The organism is Streptomyces sp. NPDC048639 (assembly GCF_043199075.1).
Taxonomy (GTDB): Bacteria; Actinomycetota; Actinomycetes; order Streptomycetales; family Streptomycetaceae; genus Streptomyces.
In genome coordinates this window covers 247438-266772 of record NZ_JBICVP010000008.1, presented here as the reverse complement: position 1 = coordinate 266772, position 19335 = coordinate 247438, and the positions used below count along the sequence as shown (strand labels likewise).

Sequence of the window (19335 nt, the reverse complement as noted above, 5' to 3'; positions counted from 1 at the left end):
AACCCACTCGCAAAGCGCGGGTGGAGTACAGCACCAGTCCACAGGAGGACCCCAGTGGCGAAGGCGAAGTTCGAGCGGACTAAGCCGCACGTCAACATCGGCACCATCGGTCACATCGACCACGGTAAGACCACTCTTACCGCGGCGATCACCAAGGTGCTGCACGACGCGTACCCGGACCTGAACGAGGCCTCGGCCTTTGACCAGATCGACAAGGCTCCTGAGGAGCGCCAGCGCGGTATTACGATCTCCATCGCGCACGTCGAGTATCAGACCGAGACGCGTCACTACGCCCACGTTGACTGCCCGGGTCACGCGGACTACATCAAGAACATGATCACCGGTGCGGCGCAGATGGACGGCGCCATCCTCGTGGTCGCCGCGACCGACGGCCCGATGCCGCAGACCAAGGAGCACGTGCTCCTGGCCCGCCAGGTCGGCGTTCCGTACATCGTCGTCGCCCTGAACAAGGCCGACATGGTCGACGACGAGGAGATCCTGGAGCTCGTCGAGCTCGAGGTCCGCGAGCTGCTCTCCGAGTACGAGTTCCCGGGCGACGACGTTCCGGTCGTCAAGGTCTCGGCGCTCAAGGCGCTCGAGGGCGACAAGGAGTGGGGCGAGTCCGTCCTCAACCTGATGAAGGCTGTGGACGAGTCCATCCCGCAGCCCGAGCGTGACGTCGAGAAGCCGTTCCTGATGCCGGTCGAGGACGTTTTCACCATCACCGGTCGCGGTACGGTCGTCACCGGCCGTATCGAGCGTGGTGTCCTCAAGGTCAACGAGAACGTCGACATCATCGGCATCAAGACCGAGAAGACCTCCACCACGGTCACCGGTATCGAGATGTTCCGCAAGCTGCTCGACGAGGGTCAGGCCGGTGAGAACGTCGGTCTGCTCCTCCGTGGCATCAAGCGTGAGGACGTCGAGCGCGGCCAGGTCATCATCAAGCCGGGTTCGGTCACGCCGCACACCGAGTTCGAGGCCCAGGCCTACATCCTGTCGAAGGACGAGGGTGGCCGCCACACCCCGTTCTTCAACAACTACCGCCCGCAGTTCTACTTCCGTACGACTGACGTGACCGGTGTCGTGACCCTCCCCGAGGGCACCGAGATGGTCATGCCGGGCGACAACACCACCATGTCGGTCTCGCTGATTCAGCCGGTCGCCATGGAGGAGGGCCTGAAGTTCGCCATCCGTGAGGGTGGCCGGACCGTGGGCGCCGGCCAGGTCACCAAGATCAACAAGTGACCTGCCGCTCCTAGGAGCAACAGGGGAGGGCCCGTACGGCTTCGGCCGTACGGGCCCTTCTTCGTGTCTGTCGTGCCCCGGCAGGGCGCCGGGCTGCCCCGCCGCGGGTGCCGAACCGGCGGCCGCCACGGGCGGGTTGAGTGGGGCGAAGCCCTCCTGACGCTCGTAGGGGGAGTGCGGCTAGGGCGCGGGCCGGTGGCTCGCCGGGTCGAGCCCCGCCATCCGGTCCGGCGCGAGCGACCGGCCCACGGCGCTCGGATTCTGGCGGAGTCGCTCCTCGGGGCGGGCGCCGATGATGACGGAGGAGACCGTCGGCTGCTGCGGCAGCCGGCTGAGGGCGATCCGCGGTACGGCCCTGCCGACTCCTGCGGGATCTGCGCAAGGGCGTTTGACGACGCGGCCGAGGTCCTTCTCGTCCACGGGCGGGCCGAACAGCCGTGCCGTAGAGCCGGCTTCGCGCGGGCAGCGGTCGTCCGCGGCGGGCCTTGCCAGTGAGCCGTCCCCCGGTCCAGCGGGCTCCGTACGAGGACGCCGAGGCCCTGGCCGAGCACAGCCGGCATCAGGTCCCACTCGTCGTCGCGGCCGACGGGGGAGTGGTGGACCTTGTGTGCGAAGTACCGCGGTGGCCGTAAGTCCCCGCGGCCGCACGGGACTTCATCACTTGTCTGCCGGAGAGGTTGGAGACGCCGATTGCAGCGGACCTTTCCCGCCGCGACGAGGATGTCGAGCGCCGAGAGGACCTCCTCGACGGGTACGCCGACGTCGTGGGCGTGGCGCTGGAAGAGGTCGATACGGTCCCTGCCGAGCGGTGGCGACCTCGTCGCCGACCTGCCCGCGGCCAGGGCCGAGCAGTCGCTGCCGCGTACGGGGCGGGCTCGCCTGCCGGTGCTTTCATCGCCAACGCCCGCCTGGTGGAACGGACGTTGACGGATTCGCGCCAGGGTTCGCTCTTCCGTGCCGTGATCGCCGCCGCCGGTGACGACACGAGAACGGCCGGAGCCCTGCACCGCTTCTACGAGGTCCGCATCGCGGAGTGGGCGCCCTGCGTCCGGCAGGCCACGGAAGCGGATGCCTTCCGTCACCGATGCCCACGATCCGCGCCGTCTCCGCGCCCGCCGCCACCGTCTGCACGTCAGTGGCGACCGCCTCGACGAGGCGGCGGCCGACCGCGCCGCCGCGGACGCGGCGGAGGCCGGCCCGCGCCCGGGGTGTACCGCGCGAAAGGGGCGGACCAGGTGTGATGTGCGGTGCCGGGGGCCCTCGTGCGGCCCCTGCTGGGGTGCCGCGGACCGGGTGGTGAGGTACTCTCCTCGGCTCGATTCGCGACCGCCTGGCCCTATATGGCACACTGTCCAGGTTGCTCGGTTGAGTGCCGATGCTGCGCGCCTCCCGCCGGGAGGACTGGAAGCGAGTCCCGCAGTACTCGTCGCCCCTTCTCAGGGGCGGAAGTACGGGAATCTTCCGGGAAGCAAAGCGGGGTACCGACCAGGCACCCGGTGGGTGTTCTCCCCCGGTCCTGCGGTCTCGTGGCCGCGTCCCCCAGCAGGGAAATCCTCAGGGAACTCCGCTGCGGAGGGATCGCGACACGCCCGACCGCGGGGGTCGGAGGACAGGAACCGGCCGGGTCCCGGAGCGTTACGAGAGACAGGACTACGAAGCAGCCATGGCGGGACAGAAGATCCGCATCCGGCTCAAGGCCTACGACCACGAGGTCATCGACTCCTCGGCGAAGAAGATCGTCGAGACGGTGACCCGCACTGGTGCGTCGGTCGCGGGCCCGGTGCCGCTGCCCACAGAGAAGAACGTGTACTGCGTCATCAAGTCGCCGCACAAGTACAAGGACTCGCGCGAGCACTTCGAGATGCGTACGCACAAGCGCCTCATCGACATCCTCGACCCCACGCCGAAGACCGTCGACTCGCTCATGCGTCTCGACCTGCCGGCGGGCGTCGACATCGAGATCAAGCTCTGAGGTGACGCGCGAGATGGCTAAGCAGATCAAGGGCGTCCTGGGCGAGAAGCTCGGCATGACGCAGGTGTGGGACGAGAACAACCGTGTCGTCCCCGTCACCGTCGTCAAGGCCGGGCCCTGTGTCGTTACCCAGGTCCGCACCAACGACGCGGACGGCTACGACGCCGTCCAGATCGCCTTCGGCGAGATCGACCCGCGCAAGGTGAACAAGCCCCTCAAGGGCCACTTCGCCAAGGCCGACGTCACCCCGCGCCGCCACCTGGTGGAGCTGCGTACCGCTGACGCCAGCGAGTACACGCTCGGCCAGGAGGTCACCGCCGAGGTGTTCGAGTCCGGTGTCAAGGTCGACGTGACCGGCACCAGCAAGGGCAAGGGCACCGCCGGTGTCATGAAGCGCCACGGCTTCGCCGGCCTCGGCGCCGGCCACGGCACGCAGCGCAAGCACCGCTCGCCCGGCTCCATCGGTGGCTGCGCCACCCCGGGTCGCGTGTTCAAGGGCCTGCGCATGGCCGGCCGCATGGGCAACGAGCGGGTCACCACCCAGAACCTGACCGTCCATGCCGTTGACGCGGAGAAGGGCCTGCTGCTCATCAAGGGCGCAGTTCCTGGTCCGAACGGCGGCCTCGTCCTGGTCCGTACCGCGGCCAAGGGGGCCTGAGGTAACGATGAGCACCATTGACATCCTTTCGCCGGCCGGCGACAAGGCCGGGTCTGTCGAGCTCCCCGCGGAGATCTTCGACACGCAGGTCAGCATTCCGCTGATCCACCAGGTCGTTGTCGCCCAGCTGGCCGCTGCCCGCCAGGGCACGCACAAGACCAAGTCGCGCGGCGAGGTCCGCGGCGGTGGCAAGAAGCCGTACCGCCAGAAGGGCACCGGCCGCGCCCGCCAGGGTTCGACGCGTGCGCCGCAGTTCGCCGGTGGTGGCGTCGTGCACGGTCCCGTGCCGCGTGACTACTCGCAGCGGACCCCGAAGAAGATGAAGGCCGCCGCCCTGCGCGGTGCCCTCTCCGACCGGGCGCGTCACAACCGCATCCACGTCGTGTCCGGCGTGGTCGAGGGCGAGGTCTCCACCAAGGCCGCCAAGAGCCTGTTCGGCAAGATCAGCGAGCGCAAGCACGTGCTCCTGGTCGTCGACCGGGCCGACGAGGCCGCGTGGCTGTCCGCCCGCAACCTGCCCCAGGTCCACATCCTGGAGCCGGGCCAGCTCAACACGTACGACGTGCTCGTCTCCGACGACGTGGTCTTCACCAAGGCCGCCTTCGAGTCCTTCGTGGCTGGTCCCAAGGCCGCTCAGCTCGAAGGGAGCGACGCCTGATGACTGAGGCGACCGCTGTCACCAGCAAGACCTTCACGGACCCCCGCGACGTTCTCGTCAAGCCGGTGGTCTCGGAGAAGAGCTACGCGCTGCTGGACGAGAACAAGTACACGTTCATCGTCGACCCGCGTGCGAACAAGACCCAGATCAAGCAGGCCGTCGAGGCGGTCTTCTCGGTCAAGGTCACCGGGGTCAACACGATCAACCGCCAGGGCAAGCGCAAGCGCACCCGCACGGGTTTCGGCAAGCGCAAGGACACCAAGCGCGCGATCGTGACCCTCGCCGAGGGCGACCGTATCGACATCTTCGGCGGCCCGGTCTCCTAACGGAGTCCGAGTCGTCCGATATCGGACGAGGACTGAGAAATGGGTATCCGCAAGTACAAGCCGACGACGCCGGGCCGTCGTGGCTCCAGCGTCGCCGACTTCGTCGAGGTCACGCGGTCCACGCCGGAGAAGTCGCTGGTCCGCCCCCTGCACAGCAAGGGCGGCCGTAACAACGCCGGTCGTGTGACCGTTCGCCACCAGGGTGGTGGCCACAAGCGCGCCTTCCGCGTGATCGACTTCCGTCGTCACGACAAGGACGGCGTGCCGGCCAAGGTCGCGCACATCGAGTACGACCCGAACCGCACCGCGCGCATCGCGCTCCTGCACTACGCGGACGGCGAGAAGCGCTACATCCTCGCCCCGGCCAAGCTGGGCCAGGGCGACCGGGTTGAGAACGGCCCCGGGGCCGACATCAAGCCGGGCAACAACCTCCCGCTGCGCCACATCCCGGTGGGTACGGTCATCCACGCCATCGAGATGCGCCCCGGCGGCGGCGCGAAGATCGCCCGTTCCGCGGGCTCTTCCGTCCAGCTGCTGGCGAAGGAGGGCACTCACGCCCACCTGCGCATGCCCTCCGGCGAGGTCCGCCTGGTCGACATCCGCTGCCGCGCCACTGTTGGCGAGGTCGGCAACGCCGAGCAGTCGAACATCAACTGGGGCAAGGCCGGCCGCATGCGCTGGAAGGGCGTTCGCCCGACCGTCCGCGGTGTCGCCATGAACCCCGTCGACCACCCGCACGGTGGTGGTGAGGGCAAGACCTCCGGTGGTCGCCACCCGGTCTCGCCCTGGGGTCAGAAGGAGGGCCGTACGCGCTCGCCCAAGAAGGCCAGCAACAAGTACATCGTCCGCCGCCGCAAGACGAACAAGAAGCGCTAGGAGCAGGTTCGATGCCGCGCAGTCTCAAGAAGGGGCCTTTCGTCGACGACCACCTCAGCAAGAAGGTGGACACGCAGAACGACGCAGGCACCAAGAACGTCATCAAGACCTGGTCCCGCCGCTCGATGATCGTCCCGGCCATGCTCGGCCACACGATCGCGGTGCACGACGGCCGCAAGCACGTCCCGGTGTTCGTCACCGAGTCGATGGTCGGCCACAAGCTCGGCGAGTTCGCGCCGACCCGCACCTTCCGCGGCCACGAGAAGGACGACCGCAAGTCGCGGCGTCGCTGATCTGCGGAAACAGCGAAGACCGATGACAGACACCGAAGGGACAACCATGGAAGCCAGGGCCCAGGCGCGGTACATCCGCGTCACGCCCATGAAGGCCCGCCGCGTGGTGGACCTCATCCGTGGCATGAAGGCCACGGAGGCTCAGGCGGTCCTGCGATTCGCTCCGCAGGCCGCGAGCGTGACGGTCGGCAAGGTGCTGGACAGCGCCATTGCCAATGCCGCGCACAACTACGACCACACCGACGCCGGCAGCCTCGTCATTTCCGAGGCGTACGTCGACGAGGGCCCGACCCTGAAGCGGTTCCGACCGCGCGCCCAGGGCCGTGCCTACCGGATCCGCAAGCGGACCAGCCACATCACCGTGGTCGTCAGCAGCAAGGAAGGAACCCGGTAATGGGCCAGAAGGTTAACCCGCACGGGTTCCGCCTCGGCATCACCACGGACTTCAAGTCCCGGTGGTACGCCGACAAGCTGTACAAGGACTACGTCAAGGAAGACGTCTCCATCCGCCGGATGATGACGAAGGGCATGGAGCGCGCCGGTATCTCCAAGGTGGAGATCGAGCGCACCCGTGACCGCGTCCGCGTCGACATCCACACCGCCCGGCCGGGCATCGTCATCGGCCGCCGCGGCGCGGAGGCCGACCGTATCCGCGGCGAGCTGGAGAAGCTCACCGGCAAGCAGGTCCAGCTGAACATCCTCGAGGTCAAGAACCCCGAGACCGATGCCCAGCTGGTCGCGCAGGCCGTCGCCGAGCAGCTGTCCTCCCGCGTCTCCTTCCGTCGCGCCATGCGCAAGAGCATGCAGTCGACGATGAAGGCCGGTGCCAAGGGCATCAAGATCCAGTGCGGTGGCCGTCTCGGCGGCGCCGAGATGTCCCGCTCGGAGTTCTACCGCGAGGGCCGTGTGCCCCTGCACACGCTCCGTGCGAACGTCGACTACGGCTTCTTCGAGGCCAAGACGACCTTCGGCCGTATCGGTGTGAAGGTCTGGATCTACAAGGGCGACGTCAAGAACATCGCCGAGGTCCGCGCCGAGAACGCCGCCGCCCGTGCCGGCAACCGCCCGTCGCGTGGCGCCGGTGACCGTCCGGCCCGTGGTGGCCGCGGTGGCGAGCGTGGCGGCCGCGGCGGCCGCAAGCCGCAGCAGCAGTCGGCTCCGGCTGCCGAGGCCCCCAAGGCCGAGGCTCCCGCCGCTGCCGCTCCGGCTGCCGAGGCTGGTTCCTCTAACAGCGCCGGAACGGAGGCCTGACCGTCATGCTGATCCCCCGTAGGGTCAAGCACCGTAAGCAGCACCACCCGAAGCGCAGCGGTATGGCCAAGGGCGGCACCGAGCTTGCGTTCGGCGAGTACGGCATCCAGGCGGTGACTCCGGCCTACGTGACGAACCGTCAGATCGAGTCGGCTCGTATCGCCATGACCCGCCACATCAAGCGTGGCGGCAAGGTCTGGATCAACATCTACCCGGACCGCCCGCTCACGAAGAAGCCGGCCGAGACCCGCATGGGTTCCGGTAAGGGTTCTCCGGAGTGGTGGGTCGCGAACGTCAAGCCCGGTCGGGTGATGTTCGAGCTGTCCTACCCGAACGAGAAGATTGCTCGCGAGGCGCTCATCCGTGCCGCGCACAAGCTTCCGATGAAGTGCCGGATCGTTCGGCGCGAGGCAGGTGAGTCGTGATGGCGGCCGGAATCAAGGCGTCCGAGCTGCGCGAGCTGAACAACGAGGACCTCGTTGGCAAGCTTCGTGAGGCCAAGGAGGAGCTGTTCAACCTCCGCTTCCAGGCGGCGACCGGACAGCTCGAGAACCACGGCCGGCTGAAGGCCGTCCGCAAGGACATCGCCCGGATCTACACCCTGATGCGGGAGCGCGAGCTCGGCATCGAGACGGTGGAGAGCGCCTGATGAGCGAGAAGAATGTGACTGAGCAGAAGACCGAGCGCGGATTCCGCAAGACCCGTGAGGGTCTGGTCGTCAGCGACAAGATGGACAAGACCGTCGTCGTCGCCGTCGAGGACCGCGTCAAGCACGCGCTGTACGGCAAGGTCATCCGCCGTACCAACAAGCTCAAGGCGCACGACGAGCAGAACGCTGCGGGTGTCGGCGACCGTGTCCTCCTCATGGAGACCCGGCCGCTGTCCGCGACCAAGCGCTGGCGCATCGTCGAGATCCTTGAGAAGGCCAAGTAGGTAATTCCCGCAAGGGAATTCCATGGATACAGCCAGAAGGCAATTGCCTTCTGGACAAGTTCCGCCAGGCTCGGCAGGGACCGTGACACGGTCCCTGCCGGGAACCGGCAGACGATCAGGAGATAGACGTGATCCAGCAGGAGTCGCGACTGCGTGTCGCCGACAACACTGGTGCGAAGGAGATCCTTTGCATCCGTGTTCTCGGTGGTTCCGGTCGCCGCTACGCGGGCATCGGTGACGTCATCGTCGCCACCGTCAAGGACGCGATCCCCGGTGGCAACGTGAAGAAGGGTGACGTCGTCAAGGCGGTCATCGTGCGCACCGTGAAGGAGCGCCGGCGCCCGGACGGCTCGTACATCCGCTTCGACGAGAACGCGGCCGTCATCCTCAAGAACGATGGCGACCCCCGCGGCACCCGTATCTTCGGCCCCGTGGGTCGTGAGCTGCGCGAGAAGAAGTTCATGAAGATCATCTCCCTCGCGCCGGAGGTGCTGTAACCGATGAAGATCAAGAAGGGCGACCTGGTCCAGGTCATCACCGGTAAGGACAAGGGCAAGCAGGGCAAGGTCATTCAGGCCTTCCCCCGCGAGGACCGCGTCCTGGTCGAGGGTGTCAACCGGGTCAAGAAGCACACCAAGGCCGGCCAGACCGCTCGTGGTTCGAAGACCGGCGGCATCGTGACGACTGAGGCCCCCATCCACGTGAGCAATGTTCAGCTCGTGGTGGAGAAGGACGGCAACAAGGTCGTCACCCGCGTCGGGTACCGCTTCGACGACGAGGGCAACAAGATCCGCGTTGCCAAGCGGACCGGTGAGGACATCTGATGACTGCCACCACCAACGCGCCGCGTCTCAAGCAGCGCTACCGCGAAGAGATCCAGGGCAAGCTGAAGGACGAGTTCTCCTACGAGAACGTCATGCAGATCCCTGGTCTGACCAAGATCGTGGTCAACATGGGTGTGGGCGACGCCGCCCGCGACTCCAAGCTGATCGACGGGGCCATCCGCGACCTCGCCACGATCACCGGACAGAAGCCGGCCGTCACCAAGGCCCGGAAGTCCATCGCGCAGTTCAAGCTGCGTGAGGGTCAGCCGATCGGCGCCCACGTCACCCTCCGCGGTGACCGCATGTGGGAGTTCCTGGACCGCCTGCTGTCGCTCGCGCTGCCGCGTATCCGCGACTTCCGTGGTCTGTCGCCGAAGCAGTTCGACGGCCGAGGCAACTACACCTTCGGTCTCACGGAGCAGGTCATGTTCCACGAGATCGACCAGGACAAGATCGACCGGGTCCGGGGCATGGACATCACCGTGGTCACCACGGCGTCCAACGACGATGAGGGCCGTGCGCTGCTTCGTCACCTCGGCTTCCCGTTCAAGGAGAACTGACCGTGGCGAAGAAGGCTCTGATTGCAAAGGCCGCCCGCAAGCCGAAGTTCGGTGTGCGCGGGTACACCCGCTGCCAGCGCTGCGGCCGGCCCCACTCCGTTTACCGCAAGTTCGGCCTCTGCCGTGTGTGCCTTCGTGAGATGGCTCACCGCGGCGAGCTGCCGGGCGTGACCAAGAGCTCCTGGTAACCAGCCCTTACGGGCTGGTACCGGACTCTTGGTAAGCATCTGGTCGGCAGGAAGCCCTCCTCGCGTCCACTAGGATTGTGGGGTTGGGCGCCTGCCGCCCAAGACCGTCTTACTACGCCGTAGGTCCCCGCACCGCACCCGTCCCGGCTTGTTCCGGGGAGAGGGATGGAGCAGACAGGAAACCCCGGCGAGAGAGGCCGAAGGCCATCATGACCATGACCGATCCGATCGCAGACATGTTGACTCGTCTGCGAAACGCGAACTCGGCGTACCACGACACCGTGTCGATGCCGCACAGCAAGATCAAGTCGCACATCGCGGAGATCCTCCAGCAGGAGGGCTTCATCACCGGCTGGAAGGTCGAGGACGCCGAGGTCGGCAAGAACCTCGTCCTCGAGCTGAAGTTCGGCCCCAACCGCGAGCGCTCGATCGCCGGCATCAAGCGGATTTCGAAGCCGGGTCTGCGGGTCTACGCAAAGTCCACCAATCTGCCGAAGGTGCTCGGCGGCCTGGGCGTGGCGATCATCTCCACCTCGCACGGGCTCCTCACCGGACAGCAGGCCAGCAAGAAGGGCGTGGGTGGGGAAGTCCTCGCCTACGTCTGGTAGTCGGGAACGGAGGAAAAGCTCATGTCGCGTATTGGCAAGCTGCCCATCCAGGTTCCCGCCGGTGTGGACGTCACCATCGATGGCCGGACGGTCTCGGTGAAGGGCCCCAAGGGTTCCCTCTCCACCACCGTTTCCGCGCCGATCGAGATCGCCAAGGGCGAAGACGGCACCCTCGCGGTGTCGCGCCCCAACGACGAGCGTCAGAACAAGGCCCTCCACGGCCTGTCCCGCACGCTGGTGGCGAACATGATCACCGGTGTGACCACGGGATACATCAAGAGGCTCGAGATCAGCGGTGTCGGCTACCGCGTCCAGGCCAAGGGCTCCAACCTGGAGTTCTCCCTGGGCTACAGCCACCCGATTCTCGTCGAGGCTCCCGAGGGCATCACCTTCAAGGTGGAGTCCCCGACCAAGCTGAGCGTCGAGGGCATCGACAAGCAGAAGGTCGGCGAGGTGGCCGCGAACATCCGCAAGCTGCGCAAGCCCGACCCGTACAAGGCCAAGGGCGTCAAGTACGAGGGCGAAGTCATCCGCCGCAAGGTCGGAAAGGCTGGTAAGTAAGCCATGACATACGGTGTGAAGATCGCCAAGGGCAAGGCCTACAAGGGCGCTGCTCTCAAGCGTCGCCACATCCGCGTCCGCAAGCGGGTCTCCGGTACCTCGGAGCGTCCGCGCCTGGTCGTGACGCGGTCCAACCGCCACATGGTCGCTCAGGTCATCGACGACATCGCGGGCCACACGCTGGCCTCGGCGTCGTCGCTGGACACGTCCATCCGCGGTGTCGAGGGCGACAAGAGCGCCCAGGCCAAGCAGGTGGGCGCCCTGGTCGCCGAGCGGGCCAAAGCCGCCGGTATCGAAGCCGTCGTGTTCGACCGCGGTGGCAACAAGTACGCCGGACGCATCGCTGCTCTGGCCGACGCCGCCCGCGAAGCCGGGCTCAAGTTCTGAGCCGGTTCCGTAGCTAGCGGATTGAAACGAGAGAGGTAATTCCAATGGCTGGACCCCAGCGCCGCGGTGGCGGCGCCGGTGGCGGCGAGCGGCGGGACCGGAAGGACCGGCGGGACGGCGGCTCTGCCGCCGAGAAGACCGCCTACGTCGAGCGTGTCGTCGCGATCAACCGCGTCGCCAAGGTTGTGAAGGGTGGTCGTCGCTTCAGCTTCACCGCGCTGGTCGTGGTGGGTGACGGTGACGGCACCGTGGGTGTCGGATACGGCAAGGCCAAGGAGGTGCCGGCCGCCATCGCCAAGGGTGTTGAGGAGGCCAAGAAGCACTTCTTCAAGGTCCCCCGGATCCAGGGCACCATCCCTCACCCGATCCAGGGCGAGAAGGCTGCGGGCGTCGTTCTGCTCAAGCCGGCTTCCCCCGGTACCGGTGTGATCGCCGGTGGCCCGGTGCGCGCCGTTCTGGAGTGCGCGGGCATCCACGACGTGCTGAGCAAGTCGCTCGGCTCGTCGAACCCGATCAACATCGTGCACGCCACGGTGGCTGCCCTCCAGGGACTGCAGCGTCCCGAGGAGATCGCCGCCCGTCGTGGCCTGCCGCTGGAGGACGTCGCCCCCGCCGCTCTGCTGCGGGCGCGTGCCGGAGTGGGTGCGTGATGGCCCGCCTCAAGATCACGCAGACGAAGTCGTACATCGGCAGCAAGCAGAACCACCGCGACACTCTGCGTTCGCTCGGGCTCAAGCGCCTGCACGACGTGGTTGTCAAGGAGGACCGCCCCGAGTTCCGCGGCATGGCCAACACCGTGCGGCACCTCGTGACGGTTGAGGAGGTCGACTGACATGGCGGAGCAGAAGCCGCTGAAGGTCCACAACCTCCGGCCCGCCCCGGGCGCCAAGACCGCCAAGACCCGTGTCGGTCGTGGTGAGGCGTCCAAGGGTAAGACCGCAGGTCGTGGCACCAAGGGCACCAAGGCCCGCTACCAGGTTCCGGAGCGCTTCGAGGGTGGGCAGATGCCCCTCCACATGCGTCTCCCGAAGCTCAAGGGCTTCAAGAACCCCTTCCGCACCGAGTTCCAGGTCGTCAACCTGGACAGGCTGGCCGCGCTCTACCCGCAGGGTGGCGAGGTCACGGTGGCCGATCTGGTCGCCAAGGGTGCGGTGCGCAAGAACCAGCTCGTGAAGGTGCTGGGTTCCGGCGAGGTCTCCGTGGCGCTGCAGGTGACGGTCGACGCCGTCTCCGGCTCTGCCAAGGAGAAGATCACCGCCGCTGGTGGCACCGTCACCGAGCTCGTCTGAGCACGATGACGCATTCAACCGGGGATGCCTCGCATGAGGCATCCCCGGTTGGTCGTTCCACGGGGGACATGTCCGCCGGTAAGGTGGCGTGCGTTGTTGCTTGTGAACACCTGGGGTCACGACCCGGGCCGCGCGGTCCGCATCCGCGCGGCTTTTGACTGATCAGTACTTGTCGACTTTCTAGACCGTCACCTCTCGCGCCGATACGCGGGGGTCGCAGGAGGCACCGTGCTCACCGCGTTCGCCCGGGCGTTCAAGACGCCCGACCTGCGCAAGAAGCTGCTCTTCACGCTGGGCGTCATTGTGCTGTTCCGGCTCGGGGCAAAAATCCCGATCCCGGGTGTCAGCTACCCGAACGTCAACTACTGCATGAAGCAGGCCGAGGGCAGCCAGGGGCTGTTCGGCCTGGTCAACATGTTCAGCGGTGGCGCTCTGCTGCAGGTCACGATCTTTGCGCTCGGCATCATGCCGTACATCACGGCGAGCATCATCCTGCAGCTGCTGACCGTGGTCATTCCACGCCTCGAGGCCCTGAAGAAGGAGGGGCAGTCCGGGCAGGCGAAGATCACGCAGTACACCCGCTATCTGACGGTCGCCCTCGCCGTACTCCAGGGCACCGGCCTGGTTGCCACCGCTCGCAGCGGCTCCCTCTTCCCGCAGTGCCCCCGCAACGGGCAGATCATCCCGGACCAGTCGATCTTCGTGACCATCACCATGGTCATCACCATGACCGCGGGCACCGCGCTGATCATGTGGCTCGGCGAGCTGATCACCGACCGCGGCATCGGCAACGGCATGTCGATCCTGATGTTCATCTCGATCGCCGCCGGCTTCCCGCAGGCCCTGTGGGCGATCAAGGTCGAGGGCAAGATCATGGACGGCTGGCTCGAGTTCGGTGTGGTGATCCTGGTCGGACTCGTGATGGTCGGCCTGGTGGTCTTTGTCGAGCAGGCCCAGCGCCGGATTCCGGTGCAGTACGCGAAGCGCATGATCGGCCGCAGGTCGTACGGCGGTACGTCGACCTACATTCCGCTGAAGGTCAACCAGGCGGGTGTGATTCCCGTCATCTTCGCATCGTCGCTGCTCTACATTCCGGCCCTGCTGGTGCAGTTCAGCAACTCTCAAGCGCCCTGGGCAGCCTGGATCCAGCAGCATCTGGTGCAGGGCAACCACCCGTATTACATGGTCACGTACTTCGTCCTCATTGTTTTCTTCGCCTTCTTCTATGTGGCCATCTCGTTCAACCCCGAGGAAGTCGCCGACAACATGAAGAAGTATGGTGGCTTCATCCCGGGCATCCGGGCTGGACGACCTACTGCTGAGTACCTGAGCTACGTGCTCAATCGGATCACCTGGCCGGGGTCGCTGTACCTGGGCTTGATCGCACTTGTGCCGACAACGGCGTTGGCAGGTTTCGGAGCGAACCAGAACTTCCCGTTCGGCGGGACCAGCATCCTGATCATCGTGGGTGTGGGTCTGGAGACCGTCAAGCAGATCGAGAGCCAGCTTCAGCAGCGTAACTACGAAGGGTTCCTCCGCTGATGCGAATCGTCCTCGTCGGGCCTCCCGGGGCCGGTAAGGGTACGCAGGCCGCGTACCTCGCCGAGAACCTGTCGATCCCGCACATCTCCACGGGCGACCTGTTCCGCGCCAACATCAGCCAGGGCACGCCCCTGGGGCTCCAGGCGAAGGAGTTCATGGACTCCGGTGAGTTGGTGCCGGACGAGGTGACCATCGGCATGGCGAAGGACCGCCTCGAGCAGCCCGACGCCGCGAGCGGCTCCCTGCTCGACGGTTTCCCGCGCAACCTCAGCCAGGCGAAGGCCCTCGACGAGATCCTCGAGGAGAAGGGCATCGCGCTCGACGCCGTGCTCGACCTCGAGGTGCCCGAGGAAGAGGTCGTCAAGCGGATCGCGGGTCGTCGCACCTGCCGCAACAACAGCGCGCACACCTTCCATGTCGAGTACAAGCCGGCGAAGGCCGAGGGCGTCTGCGACGAGTGCGGCGGCGAGCTGTACCAGCGCGAGGACGACAGCGAAGAGACGGTCCGCAAGCGCCTCGAGGTCTACCACGAGCAGACCGAGCCGATCATCGACTACTACAAGTCCCAGGGCCTGGTCGTGACGATCTCGGCTCTCGGCAAGGTGGTCGAGGTCACGCAGCGGGCCATGGAGGCCCTGCGGCAGAAGGCCGCCTGAAGTTCTCGACGGCGTACGACGGCCGCGGTGTTCCTCACGGGCACCGCGGCCCTCCGCTGCCGGGAGCCGTTACCGTAGAAGCGGTAACCGATGATGGAGCAAGGACAGCGGAGGGCAACCACCTCCGCGGGAGCGGCGGCTGAGCCGCCCGGAGGAGCGGCACGGCGATGGTAGAGATCAAGACCCCGGAGCAGATCGCGAAGATGCGCGAGGCGGGGCTGGTCGTGGCCGCGGTGCACGCGGCCTGCCGGGAGGCCGCCGTCCCGGGCGCCACCACCAAGGACCTGGACGACACCGCGCGCAAGGTCCTCGCCGAGCACGGCGCCAAGTCCAACTTCCTCGGCTACGGCGGCTTTCCCGCCACCATCTGCACCTCGGTGAACGAGGTCGTGGTCCATGGCATCCCGGACACCGAGACCGTTCTGAAGGACGGCGACCTCATCTCCGTCGACGCCGGTGCCATCGTCGACGGCTGGCACGGAGACGCGGCGATCACGGTCTTCGTGGGGTCCGGTCACGCTCCGGAACTCCATGAACTCAGCCGGGTCACCGAGGAGTCCATGTGGGCCGGCATCGCCGCGGTCAAGCAGGGCAACCGGCTCGTCGACATCTCCAAGGCGATCGAGGGCTACATCCGCCGCCAGCCGCGCCCGGACACCGGCAAGTACGGGATCATCGAGGACTACGGCGGCCACGGCATCGGCTCCCAGATGCACATGGACCCGCATCTGCTCAACTACGTGGACCGCAGGCGCGGTCGCGGCCCCCGGCTGGTCCCCGGCTTCTGCATCGCGATCGAGCCGATGGTGAGCCTCGGTACCCCGCGCACCCATGTCCTTGAGGACGACTGGACCGTCAAGACCGACGACGGGACATGGAGCAGCCACTGGGAGCACTCGGTCGCGCTGACCGAGGAAGGGCCGCTGGTGCTGACCGCAGTTGACGGCGGCAAGGCCAAGCTGGCCGAGCTCGGCGTCACCACGGCTCCCGACCCGCTGGGTTAAGGATCTCTCCCGCGGGGCAGGTTCCAGGCCCGATTTCGTCTTTCAGGATGCCCTGACGTAGACTGATGCGTCGGCTCTCGTGCATCCGCATGTCCGCATGCGCGCGCGGGAGCTGATCAAGGTAGCCGATTCGAAGGGCGAAGCGTGGCCAAGAAGCAAGGTGCCATCGAGATCGAGGGCACCGTGATCGAGTCCCTCCCGAACGCCATGTTCAAGGTGGAGCTCCAGAACGGTCACAAGGTCCTCGCGCACATCAGCGGCAAGATGCGGATGCACTACATCCGTATCCTCCCGGATGACCGGGTCGTTGTGGAGCTGTCTCCGTACGACCTGACGCGCGGCCGGATCGTCTACCGCTACAAGTAGATCTTGCCCCGCCCCTCCCGTGGGGTGGCGGCACCTGACCCGGAGAACCTCACATCCCATGAAGGTCAAGCCGAGCGTCAAGAAGATCTGCGACAAGTGCAAGGTGATCCGCCGTCACGGCCGGGTCATGGTCATCTGCGACAACCTGCGCCACAAGCAGCGCCAGGGCTGACGCACGCCGACCTGCACTCCGCAGTTCTTCGCGCGACGCACGTAACAACACGTACATACGCAGTCACCCGATCCGCCCCCGAGGCGGGTCGACACCCTCGGTCGGAGGCCGGGGACCCGGGACGTACTTGGTACGGCGGTCGGGACCGGTGCTGCGGAAGACCTCCGCAATCAACAGGAGCCATGAATGGCACGCCTTGCAGGCGTTGACCTTCCGCGTGAGAAGCGCGTGGAGGTTGCCCTCACCTACGTCTTCGGCATCGGGCGCACCCGTGCCCAGGAGACGCTGGAGAACACTGGTGTGAACCCCGACACTCGCGTGCGTGACCTGGGCGAGGAAGACCTCGTCAAGATCCGCGAGTACGTGGACGCGAACTACAAGACCGAGGGTGACCTCCGTCGCGAGATCCAGGCCGACATCCGCCGCAAGGTCGAGATCGGCTGCTACCAGGGTCTCCGCCACCGTCGTGGCCTCCCGGTCCACGGTCAGCGCACTCACACCAACGCCCGCACCCGCAAGGGCCCGCGTCGCGCGATCGCCGGCAAGAAGAAGCCGGGCAAGAAGTAGTCCTCACCGGACGCTGCCAAGCGGTCCGAGCTGTAGGACCGACCACCTCCACGGGAGAAGATTCACTCAATGCCTCCGAAGAGCCGTACGGCCGGCGCCAAGAAGGTGCGCCGCAAGGAGAAGAAGAACGTCGCCCACGGGCACGCTCACATCAAGAGCACGTTCAACAACACGATCGTCTCGATCACCGACCCGACCGGGAACGTGATCTCTTGGGCCTCGGCCGGCCACGTCGGCTTCAAGGGCTCGCGCAAGTCCACCCCCTTCGCCGCGCAGATGGCCGCCGAGTCGGCCGCCCGCCGCGCGCAGGAGCACGGCATGCGCAAGGTCGACGTCTTCGTCAAGGGTCCCGGCTCCGGCCGTGAGACCGCGATCCGCTCCCTCCAGGCCACCGGCCTCGAGGTGGGTTCGATCCAGGACGTCACCCCCACCCCGCACAACGGATGCCGCCCGCCCAAGCGCCGCCGCGTCTGACCCATCTGAGGTAGGAGACAAGACAACAATGGCGCGTTACACCGGGGCCGACTGCAAGCGTTGCCGTCGGGAAAAGCAGAAGCTCTTCCTCAAGGGGAGCAAGTGCGAGAGCGCGAAGTGCCCGATCGAGATCCGTCCTTACCCCCCGGGTGAGCACGGACGCGGGCGCACCAAGGACAGCGAGTACCTCCTGCAGAAGCGTGAGAAGCAGAAGTGTGCCCGTATCTACGGTGTCCTCGAGAAGCAGTTCCGTGGCTACTACGGCGAGGCCAACCGCAGGTCCGGCAAGACCGGTGAGAACCTGCTGCGCATCCTGGAGACCCGGCTCGACAACGTGGTCTACCGCGCGGGCTTCGCCAAGTCGCGCGACCACGCCCGTCAGCTGGTCCGCCACGGACACATCCTCGTGAACGGCCGCAAGACCGACATCCCGTCGGCTCGCGTCAGCGTGAACGACATCATCGAGGTCCGCGAGTCCTCCCGGAACATGACCCCGTTCCAGGTGGCTCAGGCCGAGGCGGGTGACAGGACCGTCCCGGCGTGGATCGAGGCGATCCCGTCCAAGCTGCGGATTCTCGTGCACTCCATGCCCGAGCGTCAGGCGATCGACACGCAGGTGCAGGAGCAGCTCATCGTCGAGCTCTACTCGAAGTAGTAGCTCGGTCTCGGGCGGTACGGACCCGTTCGGGCCGTACCGCCCGTACCCTTGCAGTATCGACCTCGGGCTGCCGCCCGGGGCTCGGCATCAAATAGCGGGTGCCGAAGACTGGAGGCAATTTCCATGCTGATCGCTCAGCGTCCCTCTCTGACCGAAGAGGTCGTGGACGAATTCCGCTCACGGTTCGTGATCGAGCCGCTCGAGCCGGGCTTCGGCTACACCCTCGGCAACTCTCTGCGTCGTACGCTCCTCTCCTCGATCCCCGGTGCCGCCGTGACGAGCATCCGGATCGACGGCGTTCTGCACGAGTTCACCACCGTGCCGGGCGTCAAGGAGGACGTCACCGACCTCATCCTCAACATCAAGCAGCTCGTCGTCTCCTCGGAGCACGACGAGCCGGTCGTGATGTACCTGCGCAAGCAGGGCCCGGGTCTGGTCACCGCCGCCGACATCGCCCCGCCGGCCGGCGTCGAGGTCCACAACCCGGACCTCGTCCTCGCCACCCTGAACGGCAAGGGCAAGCTGGAGATGGAGCTGACCGTCGAGCGCGGTCGCGGCTACGTCTCCGCGGTGCAGAACAAGCAGCTCGGCCAGGAGATCGGCCGGATCCCGGTCGACTCGATCTACAGCCCGGTGCTCAAGGTCACGTACAAGGTCGAGGCGACCCGTGTCGAGCAGCGCACCGACTTCGACAAGCTGATCGTCGACGTCGAGACCAAGCAGGCCATGCGCCCGCGCGACGCCATGGCGTCGGCCGGTAAGACCCTGGTCGAGCTGTTCGGCCTGGCCCGCGAGCTCAACATCGACGCCGAGGGCATCGACATGGGTCCGTCCCCGACGGACGCCGCCCTGGCCGCCGATCTCGCGCTGCCGATCGAGGAGCTCGAGCTCACGGTCCGCTCGTACAACTGCCTCAAGCGCGAGGGCATCCACACGGTGGGCGAGCTGGTGGCCCGCTCCGAGGCCGACCTGCTCGACATCCGCAACTTCGGTGCGAAGTCGATCGACGAGGTCAAGGCGAAGCTGGCCGGCATGGGCCTGGCGCTCAAGGACAGCCCGCCCGGATTCGACCCGACCGCCGCCGCCGACGCGTTCGGCGCGGAGGACGAGGGCGACACCGGTTTCGTGGAGACCGAGCAGTACTGAGCCTTCCTTCCCGCCGCCGGCCTCGGCGGCAGGAGAGGCCACGGCCGGGGCGCCCCGGTGATCATCGGGCGCCCCGTCGCCGTGTCGACGCGTGACCGTCGCGTGCCGGCCGGGCCCC

At 66.7% G+C, this 19335-nt stretch carries 33 protein-coding genes and 1 pseudogene; 32 read left to right on the top strand and 2 right to left on the bottom strand.

Going from position 1 to position 19335, the window contains the following annotated elements; genetic code table 11:
- Positions 1 to 54 precede the first annotated feature (54 nt).
- Positions 55 to 1248, top strand: coding sequence for an elongation factor Tu (gene tuf, locus ACGFNH_RS23095; protein WP_393656575.1), 1194 nt, complete (start codon positions 55 to 57; stop codon positions 1246 to 1248).
- 180 nt (positions 1249 to 1428) lie between these two features.
- Here the strand turns inward: tuf and ACGFNH_RS23090 are convergent, their stop codons facing one another.
- Both ACGFNH_RS23090 and ACGFNH_RS23085 read right to left on the bottom strand, forming a co-directional pair.
- Entirely contained in the window at positions 1429 to 1668 is a 240-nt protein-coding gene (locus tag ACGFNH_RS23090; protein WP_393656573.1) for a hypothetical protein, read from the bottom strand.
- Positions 1669 to 1994: 326 nt separating this feature from the next.
- Positions 1995 to 2255: pseudogene (locus ACGFNH_RS23085) on the bottom strand (hypothetical protein); the annotation flags it as partial.
- Here ACGFNH_RS23085 and ACGFNH_RS23080 point away from each other — a divergent pair.
- The 31 genes from ACGFNH_RS23080 (at position 2160) to ACGFNH_RS22930 (ending at position 19217) form a co-directional block, all read left to right on the top strand.
- Complete coding sequence (locus ACGFNH_RS23080; protein WP_393656883.1) at positions 2160 to 2489, top strand: hypothetical protein; 330 nt, start codon at positions 2160 to 2162, stop codon at positions 2487 to 2489. The pseudogene ACGFNH_RS23085 and the gene ACGFNH_RS23080 sit on opposite strands and share 96 nt — an antisense overlap.
- Positions 2490 to 2911: 422 nt before the next feature.
- On the top strand, positions 2912 to 3220 hold the full coding sequence (gene rpsJ / locus ACGFNH_RS23075; protein ID WP_003948644.1) for a 30S ribosomal protein S10: 309 nt from the start codon (positions 2912 to 2914) through the stop codon (positions 3218 to 3220).
- A gap of 13 nt (positions 3221 to 3233) precedes the next feature.
- Positions 3234 to 3878, top strand: coding sequence for a 50S ribosomal protein L3 (gene rplC, locus ACGFNH_RS23070; protein ID WP_393656572.1), 645 nt, complete (start codon positions 3234 to 3236; stop codon positions 3876 to 3878).
- Positions 3879 to 3885: 7 nt separating this feature from the next.
- Complete coding sequence (gene rplD / locus ACGFNH_RS23065) at positions 3886 to 4536, top strand: 50S ribosomal protein L4 (RefSeq protein ID WP_393656570.1); 651 nt, start codon at positions 3886 to 3888, stop codon at positions 4534 to 4536.
- On the top strand, positions 4536 to 4862 hold the full coding sequence (gene rplW / locus ACGFNH_RS23060) for a 50S ribosomal protein L23 (RefSeq protein ID WP_262705012.1): 327 nt from the start codon (positions 4536 to 4538) through the stop codon (positions 4860 to 4862). Before rplD ends, rplW begins: the two co-directional genes overlap by 1 nt.
- Positions 4863 to 4901: 39 nt before the next feature.
- Positions 4902 to 5738: a 50S ribosomal protein L2 gene (gene rplB, locus ACGFNH_RS23055; protein ID WP_393656568.1), complete on the top strand. Its 837-nt coding sequence runs from the start codon at positions 4902 to 4904 to the stop codon at positions 5736 to 5738.
- A gap of 11 nt (positions 5739 to 5749) precedes the next feature.
- Positions 5750 to 6031, top strand: coding sequence for a 30S ribosomal protein S19 (gene rpsS, locus ACGFNH_RS23050; RefSeq protein WP_393656566.1), 282 nt, complete (start codon positions 5750 to 5752; stop codon positions 6029 to 6031).
- Positions 6032 to 6077: 46 nt separating this feature from the next.
- On the top strand, positions 6078 to 6425 hold the full coding sequence (rplV, locus tag ACGFNH_RS23045; protein ID WP_393656564.1) for a 50S ribosomal protein L22: 348 nt from the start codon (positions 6078 to 6080) through the stop codon (positions 6423 to 6425).
- Complete coding sequence (gene rpsC, locus ACGFNH_RS23040) at positions 6425 to 7282, top strand: 30S ribosomal protein S3 (protein ID WP_393656562.1); 858 nt, start codon at positions 6425 to 6427, stop codon at positions 7280 to 7282. The genes rplV and rpsC overlap by 1 nt, the downstream gene beginning before the upstream one ends.
- A gap of 5 nt (positions 7283 to 7287) precedes the next feature.
- Positions 7288 to 7707 carry a 50S ribosomal protein L16 gene (gene rplP, locus ACGFNH_RS23035; protein WP_393656560.1) on the top strand — a complete coding sequence of 140 codons (420 nt, stop codon included), beginning with the start codon at positions 7288 to 7290 and terminating at the stop codon, positions 7705 to 7707.
- Positions 7707 to 7931, top strand: coding sequence for a 50S ribosomal protein L29 (gene rpmC / locus ACGFNH_RS23030; RefSeq protein ID WP_201851661.1), 225 nt, complete (start codon positions 7707 to 7709; stop codon positions 7929 to 7931). The genes rplP and rpmC overlap by 1 nt, the downstream gene beginning before the upstream one ends.
- The gene (gene rpsQ, locus ACGFNH_RS23025; protein WP_261957048.1) at positions 7931 to 8215 is read left to right on the top strand and encodes a 30S ribosomal protein S17; all 285 of its coding nucleotides are present in this window, start codon (positions 7931 to 7933) and stop codon (positions 8213 to 8215) included. Before rpmC ends, rpsQ begins: the two co-directional genes overlap by 1 nt.
- A gap of 128 nt (positions 8216 to 8343) precedes the next feature.
- Positions 8344 to 8712 carry a 50S ribosomal protein L14 gene (gene rplN / locus ACGFNH_RS23020; protein WP_003998823.1) on the top strand — a complete coding sequence of 123 codons (369 nt, stop codon included), beginning with the start codon at positions 8344 to 8346 and terminating at the stop codon, positions 8710 to 8712.
- 3 nt (positions 8713 to 8715) lie between these two features.
- Entirely contained in the window at positions 8716 to 9039 is a 324-nt protein-coding gene (gene rplX, locus ACGFNH_RS23015) for a 50S ribosomal protein L24 (protein ID WP_030062892.1), read from the top strand.
- Positions 9039 to 9599, top strand: coding sequence for a 50S ribosomal protein L5 (rplE, locus tag ACGFNH_RS23010; RefSeq protein ID WP_393656558.1), 561 nt, complete (start codon positions 9039 to 9041; stop codon positions 9597 to 9599). The genes rplX and rplE overlap by 1 nt, the downstream gene beginning before the upstream one ends.
- A gap of 2 nt (positions 9600 to 9601) precedes the next feature.
- Positions 9602 to 9787, top strand: coding sequence for a type Z 30S ribosomal protein S14 (locus tag ACGFNH_RS23005; RefSeq protein WP_003948630.1), 186 nt, complete (start codon positions 9602 to 9604; stop codon positions 9785 to 9787).
- Between the two features lie 209 nt (positions 9788 to 9996).
- A complete protein-coding gene (gene rpsH, locus ACGFNH_RS23000; protein WP_393656556.1) occupies positions 9997 to 10395 on the top strand; it encodes a 30S ribosomal protein S8 in 399 nt (132 codons plus the stop codon).
- A 21-nt stretch (positions 10396 to 10416) separates the two neighbouring features.
- Entirely contained in the window at positions 10417 to 10956 is a 540-nt protein-coding gene (gene rplF / locus ACGFNH_RS22995; RefSeq protein ID WP_393656554.1) for a 50S ribosomal protein L6, read from the top strand.
- Between the two features lie 3 nt (positions 10957 to 10959).
- Positions 10960 to 11343: a 50S ribosomal protein L18 gene (gene rplR, locus ACGFNH_RS22990; RefSeq protein ID WP_393656552.1), complete on the top strand. Its 384-nt coding sequence runs from the start codon at positions 10960 to 10962 to the stop codon at positions 11341 to 11343.
- A 44-nt stretch (positions 11344 to 11387) separates the two neighbouring features.
- Positions 11388 to 11993, top strand: coding sequence for a 30S ribosomal protein S5 (rpsE, locus tag ACGFNH_RS22985; RefSeq protein ID WP_393656550.1), 606 nt, complete (start codon positions 11388 to 11390; stop codon positions 11991 to 11993).
- Positions 11993 to 12175: a 50S ribosomal protein L30 gene (rpmD, locus tag ACGFNH_RS22980; RefSeq protein ID WP_024491595.1), complete on the top strand. Its 183-nt coding sequence runs from the start codon at positions 11993 to 11995 to the stop codon at positions 12173 to 12175. Before rpsE ends, rpmD begins: the two co-directional genes overlap by 1 nt.
- 1 nt (position 12176) lies before the next feature.
- The gene (rplO, locus tag ACGFNH_RS22975) at positions 12177 to 12632 is read left to right on the top strand and encodes a 50S ribosomal protein L15 (protein ID WP_393656548.1); all 456 of its coding nucleotides are present in this window, start codon (positions 12177 to 12179) and stop codon (positions 12630 to 12632) included.
- A gap of 228 nt (positions 12633 to 12860) precedes the next feature.
- Complete coding sequence (gene secY / locus ACGFNH_RS22970) at positions 12861 to 14174, top strand: preprotein translocase subunit SecY (RefSeq protein WP_393656546.1); 1314 nt, start codon at positions 12861 to 12863, stop codon at positions 14172 to 14174.
- Entirely contained in the window at positions 14174 to 14830 is a 657-nt protein-coding gene (locus ACGFNH_RS22965; protein ID WP_393656544.1) for an adenylate kinase, read from the top strand. Before secY ends, ACGFNH_RS22965 begins: the two co-directional genes overlap by 1 nt.
- A gap of 167 nt (positions 14831 to 14997) precedes the next feature.
- Positions 14998 to 15834: a type I methionyl aminopeptidase gene (gene map, locus ACGFNH_RS22960; protein WP_393656542.1), complete on the top strand. Its 837-nt coding sequence runs from the start codon at positions 14998 to 15000 to the stop codon at positions 15832 to 15834.
- 144 nt (positions 15835 to 15978) lie between these two features.
- Positions 15979 to 16200 (top strand): translation initiation factor IF-1, encoded by a 222-nt coding sequence (infA, locus tag ACGFNH_RS22955; RefSeq protein ID WP_003956442.1) that lies wholly within the window; start codon positions 15979 to 15981, stop codon positions 16198 to 16200.
- Positions 16201 to 16258: 58 nt separating this feature from the next.
- Entirely contained in the window at positions 16259 to 16372 is a 114-nt protein-coding gene (gene rpmJ / locus ACGFNH_RS22950; RefSeq protein WP_003956441.1) for a 50S ribosomal protein L36, read from the top strand.
- Between the two features lie 186 nt (positions 16373 to 16558).
- Positions 16559 to 16939, top strand: coding sequence for a 30S ribosomal protein S13 (gene rpsM / locus ACGFNH_RS22945; protein ID WP_393656540.1), 381 nt, complete (start codon positions 16559 to 16561; stop codon positions 16937 to 16939).
- Between the two features lie 69 nt (positions 16940 to 17008).
- Complete coding sequence (rpsK, locus tag ACGFNH_RS22940) at positions 17009 to 17413, top strand: 30S ribosomal protein S11 (RefSeq protein ID WP_009715860.1); 405 nt, start codon at positions 17009 to 17011, stop codon at positions 17411 to 17413.
- Between the two features lie 28 nt (positions 17414 to 17441).
- Positions 17442 to 18068 carry a 30S ribosomal protein S4 gene (gene rpsD / locus ACGFNH_RS22935; protein WP_393656538.1) on the top strand — a complete coding sequence of 209 codons (627 nt, stop codon included), beginning with the start codon at positions 17442 to 17444 and terminating at the stop codon, positions 18066 to 18068.
- 126 nt (positions 18069 to 18194) lie between these two features.
- Positions 18195 to 19217 (top strand): DNA-directed RNA polymerase subunit alpha, encoded by a 1023-nt coding sequence (locus ACGFNH_RS22930; RefSeq protein ID WP_360853578.1) that lies wholly within the window; start codon positions 18195 to 18197, stop codon positions 19215 to 19217.
- The last annotated feature ends 118 nt before the right edge of the window (positions 19218 to 19335 follow it).